The organism is Colwellia sp. SU-HH01217 (assembly GCF_057543495.1).
In genome coordinates this window covers 127,554-150,377 of the sequence record NZ_BAAJLX010000007.1, presented here as the reverse complement: position 1 = coordinate 150,377, position 22,824 = coordinate 127,554, and the positions used below count along the sequence as shown (strand labels likewise).

The 22,824-nt window shown below is 38.0% G+C and carries 21 protein-coding genes; all 21 read right to left on the bottom strand.

Annotated elements, in window-relative coordinates; all coding sequences use genetic code 11:
- Positions 1-64: 64 nt before the first annotated feature.
- Positions 65-1,609: a Na+/H+ antiporter NhaC family protein gene (locus tag AC27G3_RS10975; RefSeq protein ID WP_487121507.1), complete on the bottom strand. Its 1,545-nt coding sequence runs from the start codon at positions 1,607-1,609 to the stop codon at positions 65-67.
- Positions 1,610-1,849: 240 nt separating this feature from the next.
- Positions 1,850-3,928 (bottom strand): carboxy terminal-processing peptidase, encoded by a 2,079-nt coding sequence (gene prc, locus AC27G3_RS10970; RefSeq protein WP_487121505.1) that lies wholly within the window; start codon positions 3,926-3,928, stop codon positions 1,850-1,852.
- Positions 3,929-3,942: 14 nt separating this feature from the next.
- Positions 3,943-4,605, bottom strand: a complete 663-nt coding sequence (gene proQ / locus AC27G3_RS10965; RefSeq protein WP_487121503.1) for an RNA chaperone ProQ — start codon at positions 4,603-4,605, stop codon at positions 3,943-3,945.
- A 23-nt stretch (positions 4,606-4,628) separates the two neighbouring features.
- Entirely contained in the window at positions 4,629-4,916 is a 288-nt protein-coding gene (locus AC27G3_RS10960; protein ID WP_487121501.1) for a hypothetical protein, read from the bottom strand.
- A complete protein-coding gene (locus AC27G3_RS10955; protein WP_487121499.1) occupies positions 4,916-5,374 on the bottom strand; it encodes a GAF domain-containing protein in 459 nt (152 codons plus the stop codon). Before AC27G3_RS10955 ends, AC27G3_RS10960 begins: the two co-directional genes overlap by 1 nt.
- 166 nt (positions 5,375-5,540) lie before the next feature.
- Positions 5,541-6,743, bottom strand: coding sequence for a 2-methylaconitate cis-trans isomerase PrpF (prpF, locus tag AC27G3_RS10950; protein WP_487121497.1), 1,203 nt, complete (start codon positions 6,741-6,743; stop codon positions 5,541-5,543).
- A gap of 73 nt (positions 6,744-6,816) precedes the next feature.
- On the bottom strand, positions 6,817-9,414 hold the full coding sequence (gene acnD, locus AC27G3_RS10945; RefSeq protein ID WP_487121495.1) for a Fe/S-dependent 2-methylisocitrate dehydratase AcnD: 2,598 nt from the start codon (positions 9,412-9,414) through the stop codon (positions 6,817-6,819).
- A gap of 89 nt (positions 9,415-9,503) precedes the next feature.
- The gene (prpC, locus tag AC27G3_RS10940) at positions 9,504-10,628 is read right to left on the bottom strand and encodes a bifunctional 2-methylcitrate synthase/citrate synthase (protein ID WP_487121493.1); all 1,125 of its coding nucleotides are present in this window, start codon (positions 10,626-10,628) and stop codon (positions 9,504-9,506) included.
- A 96-nt stretch (positions 10,629-10,724) separates the two neighbouring features.
- Complete coding sequence (prpB, locus tag AC27G3_RS10935) at positions 10,725-11,615, bottom strand: methylisocitrate lyase (protein WP_487121491.1); 891 nt, start codon at positions 11,613-11,615, stop codon at positions 10,725-10,727.
- A gap of 63 nt (positions 11,616-11,678) precedes the next feature.
- Positions 11,679-12,371 carry a GntR family transcriptional regulator gene (locus AC27G3_RS10930; protein ID WP_487121489.1) on the bottom strand — a complete coding sequence of 231 codons (693 nt, stop codon included), beginning with the start codon at positions 12,369-12,371 and terminating at the stop codon, positions 11,679-11,681.
- A gap of 204 nt (positions 12,372-12,575) precedes the next feature.
- A complete protein-coding gene (locus AC27G3_RS10925) occupies positions 12,576-13,805 on the bottom strand; it encodes a nucleoside recognition domain-containing protein (protein ID WP_487121487.1) in 1,230 nt (409 codons plus the stop codon).
- Positions 13,806-14,195: 390 nt separating this feature from the next.
- Positions 14,196-14,963 carry a TatD family hydrolase gene (locus AC27G3_RS10920; RefSeq protein WP_487121486.1) on the bottom strand — a complete coding sequence of 256 codons (768 nt, stop codon included), beginning with the start codon at positions 14,961-14,963 and terminating at the stop codon, positions 14,196-14,198.
- Between the two features lie 45 nt (positions 14,964-15,008).
- Positions 15,009-15,335 carry a PilZ domain-containing protein gene (locus tag AC27G3_RS10915; protein WP_487121484.1) on the bottom strand — a complete coding sequence of 109 codons (327 nt, stop codon included), beginning with the start codon at positions 15,333-15,335 and terminating at the stop codon, positions 15,009-15,011.
- A gap of 34 nt (positions 15,336-15,369) precedes the next feature.
- Positions 15,370-16,356, bottom strand: coding sequence for a DNA polymerase III subunit delta' (locus tag AC27G3_RS10910; RefSeq protein WP_487121482.1), 987 nt, complete (start codon positions 16,354-16,356; stop codon positions 15,370-15,372).
- A 53-nt stretch (positions 16,357-16,409) separates the two neighbouring features.
- Positions 16,410-17,045 carry a dTMP kinase gene (gene tmk, locus AC27G3_RS10905; protein WP_487121480.1) on the bottom strand — a complete coding sequence of 212 codons (636 nt, stop codon included), beginning with the start codon at positions 17,043-17,045 and terminating at the stop codon, positions 16,410-16,412.
- Between the two features lie 30 nt (positions 17,046-17,075).
- Complete coding sequence (mltG, locus tag AC27G3_RS10900) at positions 17,076-18,071, bottom strand: endolytic transglycosylase MltG (protein ID WP_487121478.1); 996 nt, start codon at positions 18,069-18,071, stop codon at positions 17,076-17,078.
- Between the two features lie 27 nt (positions 18,072-18,098).
- On the bottom strand, positions 18,099-18,902 hold the full coding sequence (pabC, locus tag AC27G3_RS10895) for an aminodeoxychorismate lyase (RefSeq protein WP_487121476.1): 804 nt from the start codon (positions 18,900-18,902) through the stop codon (positions 18,099-18,101).
- Between the two features lie 386 nt (positions 18,903-19,288).
- A complete protein-coding gene (gene fabF, locus AC27G3_RS10890) occupies positions 19,289-20,521 on the bottom strand; it encodes a beta-ketoacyl-ACP synthase II (protein ID WP_487121474.1) in 1,233 nt (410 codons plus the stop codon).
- A 127-nt stretch (positions 20,522-20,648) separates the two neighbouring features.
- Complete coding sequence (gene acpP, locus AC27G3_RS10885; RefSeq protein WP_487121472.1) at positions 20,649-20,882, bottom strand: acyl carrier protein; 234 nt, start codon at positions 20,880-20,882, stop codon at positions 20,649-20,651.
- A gap of 161 nt (positions 20,883-21,043) precedes the next feature.
- Entirely contained in the window at positions 21,044-21,778 is a 735-nt protein-coding gene (gene fabG / locus AC27G3_RS10880) for a 3-oxoacyl-ACP reductase FabG (RefSeq protein ID WP_487121470.1), read from the bottom strand.
- Positions 21,779-21,786: 8 nt separating this feature from the next.
- Positions 21,787-22,722, bottom strand: coding sequence for an ACP S-malonyltransferase (fabD, locus tag AC27G3_RS10875; protein WP_487121468.1), 936 nt, complete (start codon positions 22,720-22,722; stop codon positions 21,787-21,789).
- Positions 22,723-22,824: the final 102 nt, after the last annotated feature.

Genomic DNA, 22,824 nt, shown 5'->3' with positions numbered 1-22,824 from the left:
AAGCCTGTAGATAATGTATCTGAACAGGCTAGTTTTGAATAGTTATCTATTTGGGTAGTTCATACTATTGAATGAGTTTTTTTATTTTAAATCCTATAAAGCCATAAATAATCGCTAACACAGGATTAATTAAATTAAAGAAACAATAAAAAATATAATCGTATGACGTTAGCGCCAAGGCACCAAACATAAATGCACCACAGGTATTCCAAGGGATTAATGGAGAAGTAATTGTGCCAGAATCCTCTAAGGTACGACTAAGTACAACAGGATCTAAGCCCCTACGTGCATACTCTTCTTTATACATACGACCTGGCATAACGATAGCCATATATTGATCTGCGGTAATCAAGTTAGTACCAATACAAGTTGCCACTGTACTTGCAATAAGACTCCCTGTTGATTTAGCCGCTTTTAAAATAGAATCAACAAATTTTCTCAACATACCTAAATGCTCTAAAACAGCGCCAAAGCTTAATGCGCACATTACCAACCAAATAGTATTTAACATTCCAGACATACCGCCACGGCTTAACAGTTCATCTATTTCGCTATTACCAGTATTAACAACAACACCATTAAAAAATGCTGTCCAAATAATGGTTAAATTTGAAGCAAAGACATTCTCTATCGCTAAAGCGGAAGCTGTTACTCCAGCCGCCACAGCCGCTTGAACTTCTAGTCCTTGCGCAAGTGCATTATCATAAGAAGCGCTTTGAGCAACTTCTGCTGCCATAGTTAAAATGAGATTTTGTTGAAAAATTCCAGCCCAAATTGCACCAACCATAGCGCCTATTGCAACAGCAGGAAATGCTGGCATTTTTTTAAAGGCTAACGCCAACAAAACAAATAGAGGGATTAAGTTAAACACAGTTATATTGTATGTCGACTCTAACGTTTGCGTTAAAGTTTCAATGGAATCAGTATTTCCAGTATTACTAGATGAGTGATTAATACCAATAATTAAAAATAATACCAGAGCTATTGAAATTGATGGAATAGTCGTCCAAAGCATGTAACGAATATGTGCGAATAACTCACTTCCTGCCACAGCTGGTGCAAGATTGGTAGTTTCAGATAAAGGAGAAAGTTTATCACCAAAGTAAGCACCTGAAATAACAGCCCCAGCTGTTACCGATGTCGACATATCAAAACCATTACCTATACCGATAAAAGCAACACCGACAGTTGCTGCTGTTGTCCAAGAGCTACCAATACTCATAGCAACCACACCACAAACTAAACAAGTAGCTGCATAAAACCAACTTGGATCTATTATTTGCAAACCATAATAAACCATTGTTGGCACGGTACCTGACAACAACCATGTACCTATTAATGCACCAACCGTTAAAAGGATTAAAATTGCCCCTAACGAAATTGAAATACCATTAATAATGGCTTTTTCAATATCAGCCCATTGGTGACCGTTTTTTAAACCAATGACTATGGCTATTCCCATAGCTAATAACAACGCTATTTGATTAGGACCAAAGGAGGAATTATCGCCGAAATAAGTTACAGCTGTAGCTAACATTACAATTAACGCGATAAGCGGAATAAATGCATCGCTTAAACTCGGTGCTCTCACACCACTTTGATCTGTCATTATTTAGTTTAACCTTTATAGTTTTAATTATTATTTAGCGAGGATCACTCCTACACTATTTCTCGTAATAAAATGCCCAGACTTTCAGCAGAGTGCAAGTTATTTATTTTTCGGTCGATCCATTAACCATTTATTTTGTCACAGATAATTAAATATCTATTCACAGATAGTGAATAGAATCAAAGTTTAGATATAAAAAAGCCGCAAACAATCGCGGCTTAATCAGAGTAAAGTAACTCTCTACTTTTTAGCTACCTTACCTAATGATACTAAATCAAAGGTGATTTTTGCAGTTTCATCTAAGAAAGGATCTAACTCTTCTAAATCTTCCGGTAAATCATCAATAGAGGTGATTTTTTCTTTACCCATTCTTACTAAGCGTTCATTCGCTCTTGCTAATCGTTTAACTTTACGTTCTTCGCGTTTAGCTTTTCGAATATCAATATTTAATGAGATTGACTTGTCATCTTTCTCAGCTTTATAAACACTAATATCTTCTAGTAAATAATTAAACTCTTTATTTGTTTTAATACGCTCTTGATGTAAAGAATTTAGATAAGAAAGATCTGTACTTAAATCGCCTAACTTATTGTATTTAGCTTTCGCAATTTGATCCCACGGCAACGCGTTCTCTTCTTTACTTTCTCCCCAATCCTCAGGATTAATCGCTGTAGGATAGGAAATATCAGGCAATACGCCACGATGTTGAGTGCTACCACCATTAATTCGGTAGAATTTCGCAATAGTAAATTGAATGCTGCCTAACGGGTTTTCATACAAGTCATAAACTCGCCCCAACCCACGATGCTGTTGAACAGTACCTTTACCAAAAGTATGCTCACCAACAATAACACCGCGCCCATAATCTTGGATAGCAGCAGCGAAGATTTCAGATGCCGACGCACTATAACGGTCAACCATCACAGTTAAAGGACCCGCATAATAACTATAGCCATCTTTATCGCTATTAACTTGCACACGATTAGCGCCATCTCTAATTTGAACAACAGGACCTTTATCAATAAATAAACCAGTTAATGCTGTGGCTTCAGGTAAAGAGCCGCCACCATTTCCACGTAAATCAACAATAATGCCTTCTACGTCTTCTGCTTTAAGTTTTTCTATTTCTTTTTTTACATCTCGAGATAAATTATTGTAAAAACTTGGAATATTGATAACACCTAGTTTTTTACTATTTTCATCACCAGGTGTTTCATAATAGACTTCAGACTTTGCAGCCCTGTCCTCTAAAATGATGGTATCTCGGACAATTGACACAACTTTTATGCTTGAAGCATCTTCAGACTCACCCGATAACACTTGCAATCTAACTTGAGTACCTTTTGGTCCTTTAATCAGTTCAACTACGTCATCTAAACGCCAACCGATCACATCAACGAAGTCTTTTTCTGCTTGAGAAACACCAACAATTCTGTCTTTCGGTTTTAACGCTTTAGACTTATCTGCAGGCCCACCTGCAACTACGCTTTGAATAACGGTGTAATCTTCTTCAGCCCTAAGCACAGCGCCAATACCTTCAAGTGAAAGATTCATTTCCATTTGGAAACGTTCAGCATTTCGAGGTGATAAATAAGAGGTATGTGGTTCAACAACTCTTGCAAAGCTGTTCATTAGCGTTTGAAAAACGTCTTCGCTTTCACTTTGCTTTAAACGTTTAATCGCATATTTATATCGTTTACCTAAAATTTCTTTAACTTTTGGCCATTCTTTGCCTGCTAGAGTTAAATTTAACGCATCAGATTTTACTTTTAATCGCCAAAGTTCATCTAACTCGGCTTCACTTTCAGGCCAATTAGCGTCTTCTCGATCGTAGTTATACATTTCGTCTTTAGTAAAGTCGAATGGGCTTTTTTCTGTTTCACTATCCGACTGTTCAGCAACAGGTCCCGCACCTTCTAATAAACTTAAAGCATACTCATAGCGCTGTAATCTACGTGTAAGGTTCAAATTATAAATATCGTAAGCGGCGGTTAACTTCCCTCTTGCTATTACCGTATCGAATTCATCACGGTACTTTTCCAACTCATTGATGTCTGATGCTAAAAAAACATTTCTTGAGTAATCAAGTTGCTGAATAAAACGATCAAATATTTGTTCGGACAAAGCATCATCAACTTTAACAACTTTATAATGATCGCGGGTAAACCTTGCCGTTATTCGTTTGCTAGCGACTGTATGTTGACTTTCTGGTGCAAGAACAGGAAGAGATTCTTCTTTAGAAGGCTCATTAAAAGCAAATAATGAAATACTTGTTACTGATAAAGAAACGGCTAGCGCGATACGACAAAATTGATGCATGCATTTACTCCATGTTATTCAGAATATATATTTTGGATCTGAGTTTTGATAACCATACCAGAATCAAGCTGTACGCTAATATCTTTACCTGATATTTCGGTAATTGTTGCGTTCATAGGTGAATTACCTAGCTTAACTCTTACTTTCTGGCTAATGGCAATGGCAGAAGATTCAACTGCTTTAAGTGGCTTAATGTCTTTTTTAGGCGTTGCATTTTTTGTTGACTTAACAGCCTTAAACTTAGCTTTACGCTTTTCATTATCAGCAGCGCTTGTACTATTGGCTTTCTCAGTAACCTTGTTAGTACCTTTATACGGCTTTTTAGTGTTTTTGTCAGCTGGCTTTTTGTTACCAAATTTTTCTTGGCTCTCTTTTAGCGTTTTAAGTGCATATTCAGCTTGTGCATCATCTATTGCCTCAGCGTTTTCACCGGCTAAATCCACTCTAAAGCTACCAGATTTAATAGACTTTAAGTAACGCCAACTACTAGTGTAATGTCTAAGTGCTTGACGCAAACGTGTTTTACTCACATTTTCATCTTCAGCAAGCTCCGTTGCTAACTCTTGAAAAATACCTATTTTTAAAGGCTTAGCCGCACCTTCTATTGAAAAACATGCGGGAAATTTTTCAGCCAAATAAGCGATAATTTCTTTACTATTGATACGTTTAGTTTCCATAAATACAACTTTACACTATTTAATTAATTTTCGTTTTGAAGATGTTGTTCACGATTTTCCAGCACATGCCGGCACCAATCATAAATATCATCAGACTCTAAATCAGGTAGAACATCTTGCCCAATCCATGTTTCCCATACTAAGTCTAACAGCTGAGTTAACACCTCAACAGAGATGTCTTCTTCTGCTAAATCATACAAAGTATGATAAATTTCGTTTACTTTTTCTGCGACTTCTTCTTCTCGCTCATCCCAGTCACCAACAACGGCTTCTGAAACAAGGAAGTCATGTATTACAACAAATTCTTTCATTATACCATGTTAGCCTCTAGGTGCTTAACAATCGCTTCAATACCTTGTTGATCTTGTTCATCAAAACGATCGAAACTGGTACTGTCAATATCGAGTACTGCAACAACTTTATCAGCAACCCTTACAGGCACAACAAGTTCAGCATTACTTGTAGCATCACAGGCAATATGCCCTGAAAATTGATGAACGTCAGCAATACGTTGTGTTTCACCACTTTGTGCTGCTGTACCGCATACTCCTTTCCCTAATGGGATTCGAATACAGGCGACCTTACCTTGAAACGGTCCTAAAACTAATTGCTCATCTATTACACGGTAAAAACCCACCCAATTAACTAAAGTGAGTGCATCAAATAACAGTGCACTAATGTTCGCCATATTAGCAATTGTGTCTGTTTCATCTGCAATTAAGGCAGATATTTGTGTTTGTAGTTCTTGATAAAAATCAGCTTTGTTCATCTAATGAGCTCGTTTTACAGTATGACCATAGTCAAAAACGCATAACATACCCTGTTAACCTCACAAGTTAAAGCATTATTAGCCAATTAATAGCAATGAAAATAAAAAAAGCCTGAGTTGTGAAGCTCAGGCTTATTATAGCAAGTTAGAATAATAAAAATACAGCCTAAAAAGCGTCTTGAGGAATTCTCACCCATCCTTCCATTAACACTCGAGCACTTCGGCTCATTCCTGCTTTTAATACTGTCCACTGTTTTTCAATTTCACTAGCTTGAGCGCTAACTTTTAAGGTACCTGATGGGTGGCCAAAAGTAACTGATTTTTTCTCTCCTCCTCCTGCGGCAAGATTCACCAAAGTATTAGGAACCGCGGCAGCCGCACCAATAGCAACTGCAGCAGTGCCCATCATGGCATGGTGTAATTTCCCCATAGATAAAGCTCTAACTTGTAAATCAATTTCTTTTGCGCTTATATGCTTATTACTAGAGGTTTTATAATCTATCGCACCAGAAACAAAAGCAATTTTAGGGGTATGTTGTCGATCTTTAGCTTCATCAACATGTTCAATTAACCCCATTTTAACTGCGCCGTAAGCACGAATACTTTCAAACATTGCTAGGGCAACGTCATCATTATTTATTGCTTCTTGTAATTCAGTACCATTGTAACCAAGATCTGCTGCGTTTAAAAAAATGGTTGGGATACCAGCATTTATCATTGTTGCGTTAAATGTTCCTACATCAGGCACTAATAACTCATCAACAAGCTGCCCTGTTGGAAACATAGCTCCACCAGCTCCAGGTGCTATAAATTCTACTTCCACCTCTGCAGCAGGAAACGTGACACCGTCTAATTCAAAATCCCCAGTTTCTTGTACTTCTCCATTCGTTATTGGTACATGTGCAATAATCGTTTTTTTAATATTAGCTTGCCAAATCCTTACAATGGCAATGCCATTGTAAGGAACTCTTTCAGCGTCAACTAAACCTGAAGATATTGCAAAAGAGCCAACAGCGGCGGTTAAATTACCACAATTCCCACTCCAGTCGACAAACGCTTTGTCTATCGCTACTTGACCAAACAAGTAATCAACATCGTGCTCAGGTTGATTACTGCTAGATAGAATAACTGTTTTACTTGTGCTGGACGTTGCGCCGCCCATCCCATCGGTTTGTTTACCATAGGGATCTGGACTACCAATTACACGAAGTAACATGTTATCTCTTGCCTTGCCCGCTACTTGGCAAGGTTCAGGTAAGTCCAATAAATTAAAAAACACGCCTTTTGATGTTCCCCCGCGCATATAAGTAGCAGGTATTTTAATTTGGGGTGCAAATACTTTCGCTTTGGGATTTTGAGTTTCACTCATATTTTGCTCCTAAAAAGTATAAAACTAGTACACAACCGCACTAGTTTTATTAGGTTGTATTAACGATTAATACCTATGATTGTGACTCTAAAAAGTCTTGGGCAAATCGCTGTAACACACCACCAGCTTCATAAATAGACACTTCCTCAGCTGTATCTAGTCGGCATTTTACGGGGATCTCAATCGCTTCACCATTTGCTCGGGTCATAACAACCGTTAAGTTAGCGCCAGGGGTTCTTGATCCAATCACATCAAAACACTCACTTCCATCAATATGATATGTTTTTCGTGTTTCTCCTTTCATAAACTCAAGCGGTAATACGCCCATTCCAACTAAGTTAGTGCGATGTATGCGTTCAAAACCTTCAGCCACGATAACTTCAACTCCAGCTAATCTTACGCCCTTAGCTGCCCAGTCTCTTGATGAACCTTGTCCGTAATCAGCCCCTGCGATAATAATTAATGGTTGTTTACGGTTCATGTAAGTTTCAATGGCTTCCCACATCCGCATTACTTTACCTTCAGGCTCAACACGTGTAAGAGAGCCTTGAACAACCTGACCGTTGTCTTGCACCATTTCATTAAATAACTTAGGGTTGGCAAATGTAGCCCGCTGGGCAGTTAAATGATCCCCACGGTGAGTCGCATATGAGTTAAAATCAGCTTCAGGCAAACCCATTTTATCAAGGTAAGAGCCGGCGGCACTATCGAGCATAATTGCATTTGATGGTGATAAATGATCTGTAGTGATATTGTCACCCAGTACTGCTAATGGACGCATTGCTGTCATCGTGCGTTCACCCGCTAACGCACCTTCCCAATAAGGAGGGCGACGGATGTAAGTACTCTTCTCTCGCCAGTTATACAAGGGCTCAGTTTTAATTTCAGCATCGCCGTAATCAACCTTCACATCAAACATGGGATCATACACTTTACGAAATTGTTCAGGTTTAACACTTTGTGCAATCACTGCATCAATTTCTTCATCTGATGGCCATATGTCTTTTAAGGTAACAGGCTTACCATCGTTGTCATTACCCAAACTATCTTTTTCAATATCAAAACGAATCGTACCCGCAATAGCATAAGCAACAACTAAAGGAGGTGAAGCAATAAACGCTTGTTTTGCATAAGGGTGAATACGGCCATCAAAATTACGGTTACCTGACAATACTGCGGTTGCATAAAGATCTCTGTCTATAACTTCTTGTTGAATTACCGGATCTAAAGCACCACTCATGCCGTTGCAAGTAGTACAAGCAAATCCAACAATACCAAAACCAAGCTGTTCAAGTTCGGTTAACAGTTTAGCTTCTTCAAGGTATAACTGAACCGCTTTTGACCCAGGTGCTAACGAGGTTTTCACCCAAGGTTTACGTGTTAACCCTTTGGCATTGGCGTTACGAGCAATTAATCCTGCGGCAATAACATTACGAGGGTTTGATGTATTAGTACAACTAGTAATAGCAGCAATAATACATGCGCCATCAGGCATTAAGCCCTCTTCATTGTCGACAACACCTGAAATCCCTTTTTTCGCAAGGTCGGTAGTCGCTACTCGGCTGTGTGGATTTGATGGACCCGCAATATTTCGACCAACGGCTGACAAATCAAAAGTAAGCACCCGTTCATACTCAACATCTTTTAAGGTATCAGCCCATAATCCCGTTTGTTTAGCATATGTTTCGACTAATTTAACTTGGCTTTCTTCACGACCCGTAAGACGAAGATAATCTATGGTTTTATCATCAATATAAAACATGCCTGCGGATGCACCAAATTCAGGTGTCATATTAGAAATTGTTGCACGATCGCCTAAGGTTAAATTTTCAGCGCCTTCTCCGTAAAACTCAAGATAAGTGGAAACCACTTTCTCGTTACGCAAAAACTCAGTTAATGCTAAAACAATATCTGTTGCGGTGATCCCCGCTTGTCGCTGTCCCTTAAGTTCAACACCGACAATGTCGGGTAGACGCATATATGAAGCACGGCCTAGCATAACACTTTCAGCCTCTAAGCCCCCCACACCTAGGGCAATAACACCTAAAGCATCAACATGGGGTGTATGACTGTCTGTACCGACTAAGGTATCGGGAAATGCAACGCCATCACGTGCATGAACAACAGGTGACATTTTCTCTAAATTAATTTGATGCATAATGCCATTACCAGGTTGAATAACATCAATATTTTCAAAGGCGTCTTTCGTCCAATTGATAAAATGGAATCTGTCTTCATTTCGTCTGTCTTCAATTGCACGGTTTTTCTCGAAAGCATCTTCATCAAAACCAGCATGCTCAACAGCGAGAGAGTGATCAACAATTAACTGAGTAGGGACAACAGGGTTAACTTTAGATGGGTCTCCACCTGCATCAGCAATTGCATCACGAAGTCCGGCTAAATCTACTAAAGCCGTTTGACCAAGAATGTCATGACAAACAACCCGGGCCGGATACCATGGAAAATCAAGGTCTTGTTTACGTTCAATTAATTGTTTAAGTGAGTCGGTCAGCATTTCCTGATCACAACGTCGAACAAGATTCTCTGCTAACACTCTAGAGGTATAGGGAAGCTTAGCGTAAGCACCTGGTTGAATTGCGTCGATAGCTTCACGGGTATCAAAATAATCTAGCGAAGTACCTGGCAAGGGTTTACGGTGTTTATAATTCATCATATTGTCCATTGATTAATGGTTATTCAAAGTATTGGCGTATTGACTAAGCCTAATTCTCAAAAAAAATTAGGCTTAGTAAAGATGGGTTATCGCTGGCTAATTGGCGTCACTTTACGAGGTTCACTGCCAGTGTAATCGGCACTTGGGCGTATAATTCGGTTATTAGCACGTTGCTCCATAACATGAGCAGCCCAACCAGTTAATCGTGAGCAAACAAAGATAGGCGTGAATAATTTAGTAGGTATGCCCATGTAGTTGTACGTTGATGCATGAAAAAAGTCAGCATTACAAAATAACTTTTTGGTTTCCCACATATACTCTTCACAGGCAACAGAAATATCGTAAAGTGAAGTATCACCATTTTCAGCAGCTAACTTTTCAGACCATGCTTTAATAATGACATTACGAGGATCAGAAGTACGATATATGGCATGACCAAAGCCCATTATTTTTTCTTTACGCTCAAGCATACCTGCCATTTGGATTTTTGCATCGCTAGGTGATTGAAATTTTTCGATCATATCCATAGCTGCTTCATTGGCGCCGCCATGTAAGGGACCTCTTAAAGTACCTATGGCACCAGTAACACAAGAAAACATGTCTGATAACGTTGAAGCACACACGCGAGCGGTAAACGTTGAGGCATTAAACTCGTGCTCCGCGTAAAGAATTAAAGAGACATCCATCACACGCTCGTGTTGCTTAGAAGGACTCTCACCATTTAATAAACGTAGGAAATGACCGCCAAGTGAAGCTTCATCAGTCATACAATCTATTTCTACACCATCATGTGAGAACTTATACCAGTAGCACATAATGGCAGGAAATGCTGACAATAAACGATTGGCTGCTTTGTTTTGCTCAGAGAAATCATTTTCAGGTTCAATATTACCTAGAAATGAACAACCAGTACGCATTACATCCATTGGATGAGCATTTTTTGGAATAAGTTTTAATACTTCTTTTAACGCCTGAGGTAAATCTCGCATGCTGGCTAATTCAGCTTTGTAAGTAGCGAGCTCTTTTTCATTAGGTAATTCGCCATTAAAAAGTAAATACGCGACTTCTTCAAAGGTTGCGTTATCTGCCAAGTCAGCTACATCATAGCCACAGTATGTTAAACCACTTCCTGACTTTCCAACTGTACATAATGCTGTTTGTCCAGCGCTTTGGCCTCGTAGCCCTGCGCCCGTTAATTTTTTATCCGACATAATTCTTTCCTCATAATTCTATGTAATTTGTTCTTTGTGCGACACGTTATTATTAATGTTAGACGAAGCTGTGGTTAACACAGCGTAAGGTGTCGATTATTTATTTTTTCCTTCAGCAAAAAGATTATCTAGTTTTTGTTCATAATCGTGATAGCCAAGGTAATCGTATAAATCCATTCGCGTTTGCATATTTTCAATTTCGGCTTTTTGATCGCCATCGGCTAATAATGTTTTATATACAGACTCTGCAGCTTTATTCATTGCTCTAAATGCTGATAATGGGTAAAGCACCATGGCACAGCCCCACTCTCCTAGCTGCTCTTTGTTCCATAGCTCAGTTTGTCCAAACTCGGTAATATTAGCCAAAACAGGCACATCTAGCGCTTCAGTAAATGCACGGTAATGTTCTTCAGTTTTCACTGCTTCTGCAAAAATCCCGTCCGCTCCAGCAGCAACATAAGCTTTAGCACGCTCAAGTGCAGCTTCAAGCCCTTCTTGAGCAAAAGCATCAGTACGGGCCATAATAAAAAAATCGTCATCCGTTCTAGCATCAACTGCTGCGCGTATCCGATCAACCATCTCATTAGTTGAAACAATTTCTTTATTCGGGCGATGACCACAACGCTTTTGTGCTACCTGATCTTCAATATGTACTGCAGCAGCACCAGCTTTCTCCATATCTCTAACTGTTTTAGCGATATTAAAAGCGCCGCCCCAACCTGTGTCAATATCAACCAATAACGGCAGGCTTGAAGCAGAAGTAATACGTTGAACGTCAGCAATAACATCGTTCAATGAAGTCATACCTAAATCAGGTAACCCGTAAGATGCATTAGCTACCCCGCCCCCTGATAAATAAATGGCTTGATGACCAAGTTGCTCTGCCATCATTGCGCAGTAAGCGTTAATAGTACCGACGACTTGTAATGGTTTATTGTTTTGCAATGCCAAGCGAAACTTAGCACCGGCAGATAATGAAACAGACATAGACCTTTCCTTTGTTTAAAGAAGTTTAAATGAATTTAAATACGATGTTTTTTCTCATAATGTTTATTGATTATCATTATTGAGTTGAGCAATTTTATTCTCTATATTTTTTCGTGAAGCAGCAATGTGCCTACGCATTAGCATTTCAGCTAACTCACCATCGCGATCAGCAATAGCGTCAATAATTCGTGAATGTTCATCAAAAGCGCGTGTTGCTCTAGGGCTGTTCATACCAAATTGAATTCGGTACATTCGAACAAGGTGATACAATTGACCACATAAAATGTTGATCAACTGTTTATTGTGACTGCCTAAAATAACTTTATAATGAAAATCTAAATCACCCTCTTCTTGATAATAGGCAACACCATCTTTAAGCGCTTGCGATGTTGCATGATGTTTAAGCATATTTTGCATTTCAGTAATTTCATCATCGCTCATATGTATAGCTGCTTGACGACAAGCCATACCTTCTAGTGATTCACGAACCACATATATTTCTAATAAGCTTTCAATAGTGCATTCAACAACGCGGGAGCCAACATTAGCTTTGCGCTCGATTAAATGACATTTTTCAAGACGATTTAAAGCCTCACGAAGCGTTGAGCGGCTAATCTCATATTGTTTGGCTAGCTCAGGTTCACTAATTTTACTACCTGAAGGAATTTTTCCATCAACAATGGCATGCAACATTGAGTCAAATACTTTGTCTGCGGTGGTTACAGGTGTTTCAAGTGTGGGGTTATTTAACGCCATATAAGTCCAAAAATTAAACGTTTAAAAAGCATCGATTGTCGACACTTTTAAAATATAAATGGAATAATAGCGAATATAAACTGAGAGTCAAGTAGACAAAAGTATTATTGTCGACAATCTATTAAGGGTTGAAAGAATAGTCATAATGTGAAAAAAATATGACTAATAGCGGTACAAAATTAAACCTTGCGTATTTAAAGGTATTTATCCAAAGAACCAATAACAAACACCGATTGCAGCACAAATACCACCAACATCAGCGAGCAATCCACAAGTAATAGCATGACGACTATGTTTAATACCAACCGAGCCAAAATACACAGCTAAAACATAAAAGGTAGTTTCCGTAGAACCTTGAATAGTTGAGGCTAAACGTCCCGCAAAAGAGTCAGCACCGTGGGTATTCATTGTTTCAATCATCATCGCTCTAGCACCTGAGCCACTTAGTGGGTTCATAAAAGCAGTAGGAAGCGCATCAACAAAGCGTGTATCTAACGACAACCATGCGACAACAAACCTTATATTGTCGACAATAAAATCTAACGCACCGCTTGCTCTAAAGACCCCAATTGCACACAGCATAGCAAGTAAATAAGGAATTAATTTAATACTAACTTCAAAACCTTCTTTAGCACCTTCAATAAAAGCATCATAAACAATCACTTTTCTTCGCATGGCAACAAGAATGAATAAAATCAATACAGCAAATATCAATAAATTCCCCATTAATGATGACTGCTCTGCTAAAAGTTGTGCTGATAATTGGGCAAAATAAACCACTAAGGCACAAACAATTGCCATTGCGCTTATTAAATAAAGCAATACAGTTTTATGAAAAAGATTAATCTTTTGAACAAATGCAACACTTATTAAGCCAACGAGTGTTGAAGCGAATGTTGCTAATAATATAGGGACAAATACGTCCGTAGGGTTAACTGCGCCTTGTTGTGCTCGATAAACAAAAACAGCTATAGGAATCAAGGTTACCGACGAAGTGTTTAACACCAAAAATAAAATTTGCGCGTTACTTGCCGTATCTTTTTTAGGGTTAATAGACTGCAAATCTTGCATGGCTTTAAGGCCTAAAGGAGTCGCCGCATTATCTAACCCTAAAAAGTTGGCTGATAAGTTCATGGTCATTGAGCCGATTGCGGGGTGGCTTTTAGGAACTTCTGGCATTAATTGAGTAAAGAGTGGTGATAGCCACTGAGCAAGTTTATTAATAATGCCAGCTTGATCTGCAATTTTCATCATGCCAAGCCAAAAGCTTAAAATACCAATTAAACCGATAGAAATTTCGACAGTCACTTTTGACATGGAAAAAATTGATGCAATCAATTGCTCAAAAATTTGCACGTTCCCCAAAAACAACCATTGATACAGTGAAGATATAAAAGCGATAAAGAAAAAGCTGATCCAGAGAAGATTAAGCACAGATATTGACAGTCTTGTGTATGATTAATTTATAGTTGACGATAACAAGTATTAAAGCATTGTAAAAGTAATATATAACTGTTGATAACTTGTGCACATCAAGTGCACAATCAGTGAAGAAACTGTATTTAAAACTATATACTCAACCATTGAATTACATTTTATCTTATTATTTTTCAATGAGATAAAAAATATAACCAAATAAATTCGCAATAAGAAAGCTTTGCACTACACTTATTAATACAAAGTTAGTTACGCAATTTATAATGCTCGCACATTTTTTGTAATTAGCGCACGGTTCACCCCTTGAACCTCCTTTGAGCCCGACATTGGTAACAGTGTTGGGCCTTTTTTTAGTTATATCATCTAGGTCTAATATTTTAGTGCCGTTTATTTAGCAAACAGGCGGTTAAAATTATCTGTTGAAAGCTTTGCAATAGTTTCAACAGATTGGCCTCGTATACTAGCAAGGTGTTTAGCTACTTCAACTACATATGCTGGTTGGTTTTGCTTACCGCGATGTGGCACTGGCGCAAGGTATGGTGAGTCAGTTTCAATTAAAAACTTATCGTCTGGTACCTTTTTAGCGACTTCTCTTAGCGCGCTAGCATTTTTAAAAGTTACGATACCTGAGAATGAAATATAAAAACCGAGTTCAATGGCTTGTTCTGCCATCTCCCAACTTTCTGTAAAGCAATGTAAGATACCACCAACTTCATCTGCGTCTTCATCACGTAAAATAGTCAGGGTATCTTCTTGTGCATCTCGAGTATGAATGATTAATGGTTTTTTTAATTGTTTCGCCACACGTACATGCTTAACAAATGAATCTAATTGTAACTCTTTCGTTTCAGGGGCATAAAAATAATCTAATCCCGTTTCGCCAATTGCAATTACATTTTTATGTTGTGCTAGCGAATGCAGCTTATCTTCATCTACTTTATTTTCTTGATTAAGCGGATGAGTTCCACAAGAAAGGTAAACATTTTTATAGCCTTTAGTTTGCTCAACCATCGATGGAAAGTCTTCTAAGGTTACGCTTACACATAAAAGTTCAGTCACCTGAGCACTTTCTGCAGCTTGTATAACCTTATCTAAGTTTTGATCGAAATCGGCTAAATCTAAACGATCTAAATGACAATGAGAGTCTATAAACAACGAATGTTCTCCACTAAAATTAAATAATGATTAAAAATACACAAACTACATTGTCAGTGTCGGATCAGAAGAATTTAAATGGCGTGCTATTGCCTTTTCAATTTGAAAGCGAATTTTATCAGGATCGTCAGTAAAGCTCACTCCTACGCCTGGTGGAGTACCATTTTGAGCACCAACAGGCGTTAACCAACAAACAACACCTTTAACTAATGACTGCTCCAATGAGTCTGGTAGTAAAACTTCAAGCTCTACCTCCGTCTCCAACGGAATATTTTGTGACGAACGAATAAACAAGCCACCTTCTTGTAAAAATGGCATATAAGATAAATATAAATCTCTATCTGTTGAAAATTCGATGTATAGCTTTTTCATGATGATCCTTTTTGTACAATATAAATATTATGACTTAATGTTGATTGGTTATTAGCTCGCCAATATCGACTAGTAACTTTTCTACTAAGAAGCGAAAGTTAATTTGGCTATATATTTTCATTTGTTGTCGGCTTTTTATCACCATTTGATGAATTGTCCAAAGTTTATCAGGGTTTAAACTATGCTCAAGTTTTTGTAAAGTTTCTTGATCTATTTCTTTTACTGCCAACCATGACTGTTTTGTCCTCATCATATTAACGATAATCTTTTCAAGCCACCTTAACGCATGAGGCTCATCAACCAATGTTTTTATTAAGTAACTTAATCCTTGTTGATCGATCAAATAACGGAGTAACTTTGCTTGGAAGTCAATAAAACTCTGCATCACTTGTTCATCCGTTAATTCTGGTAAATGAGTTAAATTAATAAACTTTTTATCAAAACTTAACGATAATGACGGATCACTTTGATTACTTAAACCGTTTAATAAGGTATCACCAACCGGTGGCCTTATGTCAAACAAACGACTTCTACTAATAATCGTTGGTAGCAAATTATCTGCATCATCGCTTAATAAGACAATAACACTTTTTTCAGTGGGCTCTTCCAGTGTTTTCAATAGTGCATTAGCAGCGGCTATGGTCATTTTTTCGGCCATGGGAATTAACACTGTTTTATAACGGCCTAATTGGGAGGTTTTTTCGAGAGCTCGGCTCACTAGACGTATTTCATCAACACCAATAGATTTTGAATCACTATTAACTACCATGTGATCAGGGTAAGTTTGACTACTATATAACTGACAATTCTTACATTTTTGACAAGGTAAAACTATGGCTGAATCTCTACCTTGGGATTGCTGGTGAACAAGGTCTTGACACAACAATACTTGCACTAACCACTGGGCAAGTTCTAATTTTCCTGCTCCAGTTACCCCACTAAATAATATTGCATGCGGCAAACGGTTAGTTAATATTTGTTTTGACAACAGCTCTTGCTGATCAATTAACCATGGTTTCATTAATTTTCGCCTAACGTCATAATTGACATTATTACCTGATTAGTTATTGGGGATTAACCATTACTTTTAGCTAAAAAAGTTTCTAATTTTTCTCGAATATCCGTATGCACTTCTTCCATTGTTTGTGAAGCGTCAACGGTAACAATACTTTTATCAGCACTAGCAAGCTGACAATACTTTTGGTGTACCCGTTGAAAAAACTCAAACTGTTCTAACTCTATTCTATCAAGGGCTCCTCTGGCATTCGCTCGAGATAAACCAATTTCAGGAAGGATATCTAAATAAAGAGTTAAATCGGGCTTAAAACCTTTTAATGTCACTTGAGCAATAATATTAATCAATTCCTCATCAACACCTCTGCCCCCTCCTTGATAAGCACGAGAGCTTAAATCATGGCGGTCACCGATCACCCACTTACCTGATTTCAATGCAGGAAATATTCGATTTTCAAGTAATTGGCTTCTACTGGCATACATCAGCAAGAGTTCAGTTTCGTTAGTCAACTTTTCTTGATGAGCGACTGATTTAACGATCTCTCTTAGAGATTCTGCTAGCGGCGTGCCGCCTGGCTCTCTAGTGTTTATAAAGTTAATATCATGTTCTGCTAATACTTGCTCAATCACCTTAATTGCCGAAGATTTACCTGCACCTTCCATACCTTCAACAACAATAAATTTTCCTACACTCATTTATTTACCTAATTTTATCGTTACAGTTTACTACTGCTTTTTTAACTGATACTTAACTACAGCTTTATTGTGATCAACCAAGTTGGTTGAAAACACATGTGCACCATTACCCATACTCACAAAATATAAATAATCGGTCGTATCTGGATTTAACGCCGCTTTTAGTGCCAATTTACCAGGCATTGCAATAGGAGTTGGCGGTAAGCCATTTATGCGATAGGTATTATAAGATGTTTTTTCACGTAAATGGATTTTTTTAATATCCCCTTGATAACGATCTCCTAAACCATAAATAACAGTAGGATCTGTTTGTAAGCGCATTTTTTTTCTCAACCGATTAACAAATACCGAAGAGATAAGTGGCATTTCATCAACCACACTGGTTTCTTTTTCTATGATCGACGCCATAATCAGAGCTTGATAAGCATTCTTGTATGGTAAATTTTGAGCGCGCGATTCCCATAAAGAATCAAGAGTGCTTTTCATTTCATTGTGAGCACGCTGTAAAATAGTTAACGAAGAAGTGCCCTTGGTGTACGCATAGGTTTCAGGAAAAAACCATCCTTCAGGATTATTTAGTGGCTTAATATCTAAAAACGCGCTAATTTTTTCAACTGAAAGGTTATGATCTGTTAAGTTCGACTGTTGTTCTAACAGTGCTATCCATTGTTTAAAGGTAGAGCCTTCAACAAAAGTAATACTAAATTGATGTTCTTTACCTTTAGCTAATTGCTCGATTAATCCTTTAAGGGAAATATGTGCAGGTATATTAAAGGTACCTGATTTTATCTGTGATTTATCAGGGTATAGGCGTGCGTAGCTTCGAAGCCAAAAGCGGTTTTTTATCCATTGTTTATCTACTAATTCTTGTGAAAATGAAGATAAAGAAGTACCGCCTTCAACAGTAACTAAAGTTGCAGTATCTAAATTAATTGGCTGATTCATATTTTTATTAAGTAAAAATAGAAAGCCAGTCACAAAAACCACAAGACAAAAGCATACAATAAAAATTATTTTTTTTAACAACGGCGTACTTCCCTAACTTGTACTTCTTTAAATGGATATCTCACCAATTAACTTATTAATCGCATCAACTTTACTTAAAGAAAGCAGCTTACCATTAAAAGTTTTTATCGGCACTACTCCCATAACACAATTACAAATAAACATCGCTTCAAGGCCGTCGAGTTCAGATAACATATAATCATCAATATCAACCATTTCTAACGACTTTAAAATAGAACGCCTCATTAATCCTGCAACACCAGCATTACTAATCTTAGGTGTGTGCCAGCGCCCCTCTTTCAACCAAAAAACATTGGCACAGCTACTTTCAATAATGTGCCCATTGATATCTGTCACTAATAAATCATCTTCTTCACGGCGATCTAATTCTTGTCGTATAAGCACTTGCTCTAAGCGATTTAAATGCTTTAAGCCCGATAGCATAGGGTTAATACCTAACTGAAGCTTACTTATTCCTAAATTAATACCTGTTTCTTGCCACAAAGGGTAATGTTGTGGAAAGGCAGAAACGCTAATCACTACCGTAGGTTTATCTGAGCCAAGGCGAGAATAGCCTCTACCGCCATCTCCTGCGGTAATAACCACTTTAAGCACGGCTTTATTGTAGTTGATTGCGATTTTCTCAATTGAATCTTTGAGCTTACTAACATCAGGTTGCTCGAGACTAAGCTGTTGACAACCATTAATAAGTCTTTCAAGGTGGAGCGATAACATAGCCACTTTACCTTCAACAATGGTTGCAGTGGTAAAAAGTCCATCTCCATAGGCAAATCCACGGTTTTTCACCGATAACACATCAATAGGTTGATCATTAACAGCACAATAAAGCACAAGTTTCCCTCAAATAATGCCAATTCCAATAATTCTCCCCTTTAACAAAATTTAAAGACTTAGAGGCAGCATGGATTAAAGATAATGTTTATTACATTACCAAGTTCCATAACTTAGCCTATAAGACTGTATAATTTGCCTTTCGGGAGCTAGTCAGATATTCGATAACGGCACTGAATTTCTTTCATATAGAAAGACTATACACAAAAAGTTCTATTTATTCTCAAATCTCTGGCAAAATCTGAGTGAGAACAAACTTAATGGGCTAGCTATAAAGTGTGTTCTAAATGGAATGATACCTGAATACAATAAAGCCTGAATACTAAGGCTAGTATTCAGGCTTACGTTTTGATTTTAAGCAATTATAACTAAAAGAATCAAACAGCTTATATGCGTTTAAAAACTAACGAGCCGTTTGTTCCGCCAAAACCAAATGAATTACACAAGGTGTATTCTAAATTAACATCACGAGCGCTGCCTGCAATATAATCTAAATCACAACCTTCGTCAGGGTTATCTAGATTTATCGTAGGAGGTACCGCTTTGTTTTTAAGCGCTTGTACACTAAATATGGCTTCTACAGCGCCTGCTGCACCTAGTAAATGCCCAGTCATAGATTTAGTTGAGCCCATCATTAAGTTATAGGCTTGCTCACCAAATACCGACTTAACAGCATTTGTCTCAGCAATATCACCCGCTGGTGTTGAAGTACCGTGAGCGTTAATATATCCAATTTTATTGATATCAACTTTGGCATCATTAATCGCATTTTTCATCGCTAATGCAGCACCAGCACCATCTGCTGGAGGTGAAGTCATATGATAAGCATCACCACTCATACCAAAACCAACCAGTTCAGCGTATATTGTTGCGCCTCGTGCTTTAGCATGTTCATACTCTTCAACAACCATAACGCCAGCACCATCACCTAAAACAAAACCATCTCGGTCTTTATCCCAAGGACGTGATGCTTGCTCTGGAGCGTCATTACGTGTTGATAGTGCACGAGCAGCACCAAAGCCCCCCATCCCTAACTGTGTTGACGCTTTTTCTGCGCCACCGGCAACAATTGCATCAGCATCGCCATAAGCAATCATACGTGCTGCATGACCAATGTTATGTACACCACTGGTACAAGCGGTAACAATTGATATATTGGGACCTTTTAAACCAAACATAATCGATAAATGACCAGCAATCATATTGATAATGGTTGAAGGTACAAAAAATGGGGATAATTTACGAGGGCTAGTTTTAATCATTTTATCGTAGCCGGCTTCAATTAAACCTAAACCACCAATACCTGCGCCAACAGCTACACCAATGCGATGTGCATTTTCTTCGTTAATCTCTAAACCAGAATCTTTAATAGCTTGTACGCCTGCGGCAACACCATACTGAATAAAAAGATCCATTTTTTTGGCTTCTTTTCGTTCCATATAATCTTGTGAATCAAAATTTTTAATTAACCCTGCAAAAGTTGTTGGGTATTCTGAAGTATCAAAATAATCAATAGTACTGATACCGCTCTTACCAAGTAGCAAATTTTGCCAAGTGGTTTGAGGATCATTACCCAAGGGGCTTAACATACCTAGACCGGTAACTACAACACGTCTCATAAGAAGGTTTGCCTGTGATAAGTTGAATAATAAAAAAGGCGGTTACATTATATTAAAAATATAAGTAATACCGCCCTATTTACACTATTTAAGCAGTACGTTGTTACACGCGCTTAAAATTAATTACTTACTGGTTAGCAGTAACGTAATCGATTGCTGCTTGAACTGTAGTGATTTTTTCAGCATCTTCATCAGGAATTTCAGTATCAAATTCTTCTTCTAACGCCATAACTAATTCTACTGTATCTAAAGAGTCAGCACCAAGGTCATCTACGAAAGAAGAGCTAGTTTTAACTTCTGCTTCGCTTACACCTAGTTGTTCAATAGTGATTTTTTTTACGCGTTCTTCAATTGTACTCATTTTATTTCCTTTACTAGAAAGTGCATTTTTTCAAATTGCGTGTAGTGTATTCGTCAACAGCTCACCTTGCAAGTAACTAATTTTACTTTTTTGTCTGGTCTAACCTGTTGACATCGTTAATTTAATAATTTCAAAACTGTCAAAACCTTAAAAACAAAGGCTTAGACCATATACATACCACCATTAACATGTAATGTTTCACCAGTAATATAAGCGGCCGAATCGGATGCTAAAAAGGCAACTGCACTGGCAATTTCATCTGGTTTTCCAAGACGATTGGCAGGAACTTGTGAAAAGATGCCCTCTTTTTGCTCATCTGTTAACGTTTGAGTCATATCAGTATCAATAAAACCTGGAGCAACAGTATTGACGGTTATGCCTCTAGAAGCAACTTCACGTGCTAATGACTTTGTAAAGCCTAATAAACCTGCTTTAGCTGTCGCGTAATTAACCTGTCCAGCATTACCCATAGTGCCAACCACTGAGCCAATATTAATGATGCGGCCAGTACGCTTTTTCATCATAGGACGGATAGCCGCTTTACTCACTTTAAAGACTGAAGTTAAATTGGTATCAACAATATCGTCCCACTCTTCGGTTTTCATACGCATAAATAGGTTATCGCGTGTAATTCCCGCATTATTAACTAAAACATCAACTGAGCCATGATTGTCTTTAATGTTAGCAAACATTTGCTCAATTGACTCATCGCTTGTTACATTAAGTACTAAACCATTGCCCTGCCCCAAATATTCACTAATTTTCTCAGCGCCATGTTCAGAAGTAGCAGTACCGATTACCGTAGCACCAAGTGATTTAAGTTGGCTAGCAATCGCTTTACCAATACCACGACTAGCACCGGTAACTAAAACAACTTTTCCATCTAATGAAAACATAATTTTTCCTATTTAAATACTTCGACGGCTTGGGCCAACGAATCTGAATTATTAACAGCAATACAAGTCATCGATTTATCAATACGTTTAATTAAACCTTGTAATACTTTACCAGGGCCTGCTTCAACAACTTGATTAACGCCATCATTTGAAAGTTTAGTGATAGTTTCACTCCAACGAACGGGACTGTATAGTTGCTTAATGAGCGCAGACTTTATTGCCTCAGCTGATGTTTCAATGGCAACATCAACATTATTTACCACCGATATTTTCGGTGAGTGAAATGTTATTTGCTCGAGATCTTTTGCTAATTTATCTGCTGCATCCTTCATTAGTGCGCAATGAGAAGGAACACTCACAGGTAAAGGTAAAACACGTTTAGCACCCGCTTCTTTACATAATACGCCAGCGCGCTCTACTGCTGCTTTATGACCTGCAATAACAACTTGCCCAGGAGAATTAAAATTAACCGCAGCTACAACGTCATCATCTTGTGCATTTTCGCATGCATCAATAATACTTTGATCATCTAATCCTATAACAGCAGCCATAGCTCCTACGCCTTCAGGAACAGATGCCTGCATATACTGCCCACGCTTTTCTACTAAAACGACGGCCTCTTCTAAGCTAAGTACATCAGCACAAACCAAAGCGGAATATTCACCTAAACTATGTCCAGCGATCACACTTGGCAAAGTGCTCGCATCAGACTGCCATAAGCGCCACATTGCAACACTTGCCGTTAACAATGCAGGTTGCGTGTGATGTGTTTGATTAAGTTTTTCGCTAGGGCCTTGAGAAACTAACTGCCAAAGATCATAACCGAGTACTTTTGATGCTTGAGCAAATGTATCTTGAACAATATCGTTTTCTGAAAAATCGCTTAACATGCCAACCGTTTGTGATCCCTGTCCAGGGAATACAAAAGCTAATTTATTTTGCATTTTTAATACCTAATTTATTTGCTTGATTTGTATATTTAATTGCTAACAATAGCAATTAAAAAAATATTGTTGCGTCTGCAAGTTAATTCAATAGATTGCGCT

What these genes read in the sequence shown, in the direction of transcription:
- AC27G3_RS10955 (WP_487121499.1), bottom strand. Translation starts at nt 5,374, where the DNA reads ATGAACAAAGCTGATTTTTATCAAGAACTACAAACACAAATATCTGCC.
- acnD (WP_487121495.1), bottom strand. Translation starts at nt 9,414, where the DNA reads ATGAATTATAAACACCGTAAACCCTTGCCAGGTACTTCGCTAGATTAT.
- prpB (WP_487121491.1), bottom strand. Translation starts at nt 11,615, where the DNA reads ATGTCTGTTTCATTATCTGCCGGTGCTAAGTTTCGCTTGGCATTGCAA.
- acpP (WP_487121472.1), bottom strand. Translation starts at nt 20,882, where the DNA reads ATGAGTACAATTGAAGAACGCGTAAAAAAAATCACTATTGAACAACTA.
- fabG (WP_487121470.1), bottom strand. Translation starts at nt 21,778, where the DNA reads ATGTTTTCATTAGATGGAAAAGTTGTTTTAGTTACCGGTGCTAGTCGT.
- fabD (WP_487121468.1), bottom strand. Translation starts at nt 22,722, where the DNA reads ATGCAAAATAAATTAGCTTTTGTATTCCCTGGACAGGGATCACAAACG.
- AC27G3_RS10915 (WP_487121484.1), bottom strand. Translation starts at nt 15,335, where the DNA reads ATGAAAAAGCTATACATCGAATTTTCAACAGATAGAGATTTATATTTA.
- tmk (WP_487121480.1), bottom strand. Translation starts at nt 17,045, where the DNA reads ATGAGTGTAGGAAAATTTATTGTTGTTGAAGGTATGGAAGGTGCAGGT.
- fabF (WP_487121474.1), bottom strand. Translation starts at nt 20,521, where the DNA reads ATGAGACGTGTTGTAGTTACCGGTCTAGGTATGTTAAGCCCCTTGGGT.
- proQ (WP_487121503.1), bottom strand. Translation starts at nt 4,605, where the DNA reads ATGGAAACTAAACGTATCAATAGTAAAGAAATTATCGCTTATTTGGCT.
- prpF (WP_487121497.1), bottom strand. Translation starts at nt 6,743, where the DNA reads ATGAGTGAAACTCAAAATCCCAAAGCGAAAGTATTTGCACCCCAAATT.
- prpC (WP_487121493.1), bottom strand. Translation starts at nt 10,628, where the DNA reads ATGTCGGATAAAAAATTAACGGGCGCAGGGCTACGAGGCCAAAGCGCT.
- prc (WP_487121505.1), bottom strand. Translation starts at nt 3,928, where the DNA reads ATGCATCAATTTTGTCGTATCGCGCTAGCCGTTTCTTTATCAGTAACA.
- AC27G3_RS10910 (WP_487121482.1), bottom strand. Translation starts at nt 16,356, where the DNA reads ATGAAACCATGGTTAATTGATCAGCAAGAGCTGTTGTCAAAACAAATA.
- AC27G3_RS10960 (WP_487121501.1), bottom strand. Translation starts at nt 4,916, where the DNA reads ATGAAAGAATTTGTTGTAATACATGACTTCCTTGTTTCAGAAGCCGTT.
- AC27G3_RS10930 (WP_487121489.1), bottom strand. Translation starts at nt 12,371, where the DNA reads ATGGCGTTAAATAACCCCACACTTGAAACACCTGTAACCACCGCAGAC.
- AC27G3_RS10975 (WP_487121507.1), bottom strand. Translation starts at nt 1,609, where the DNA reads ATGACAGATCAAAGTGGTGTGAGAGCACCGAGTTTAAGCGATGCATTT.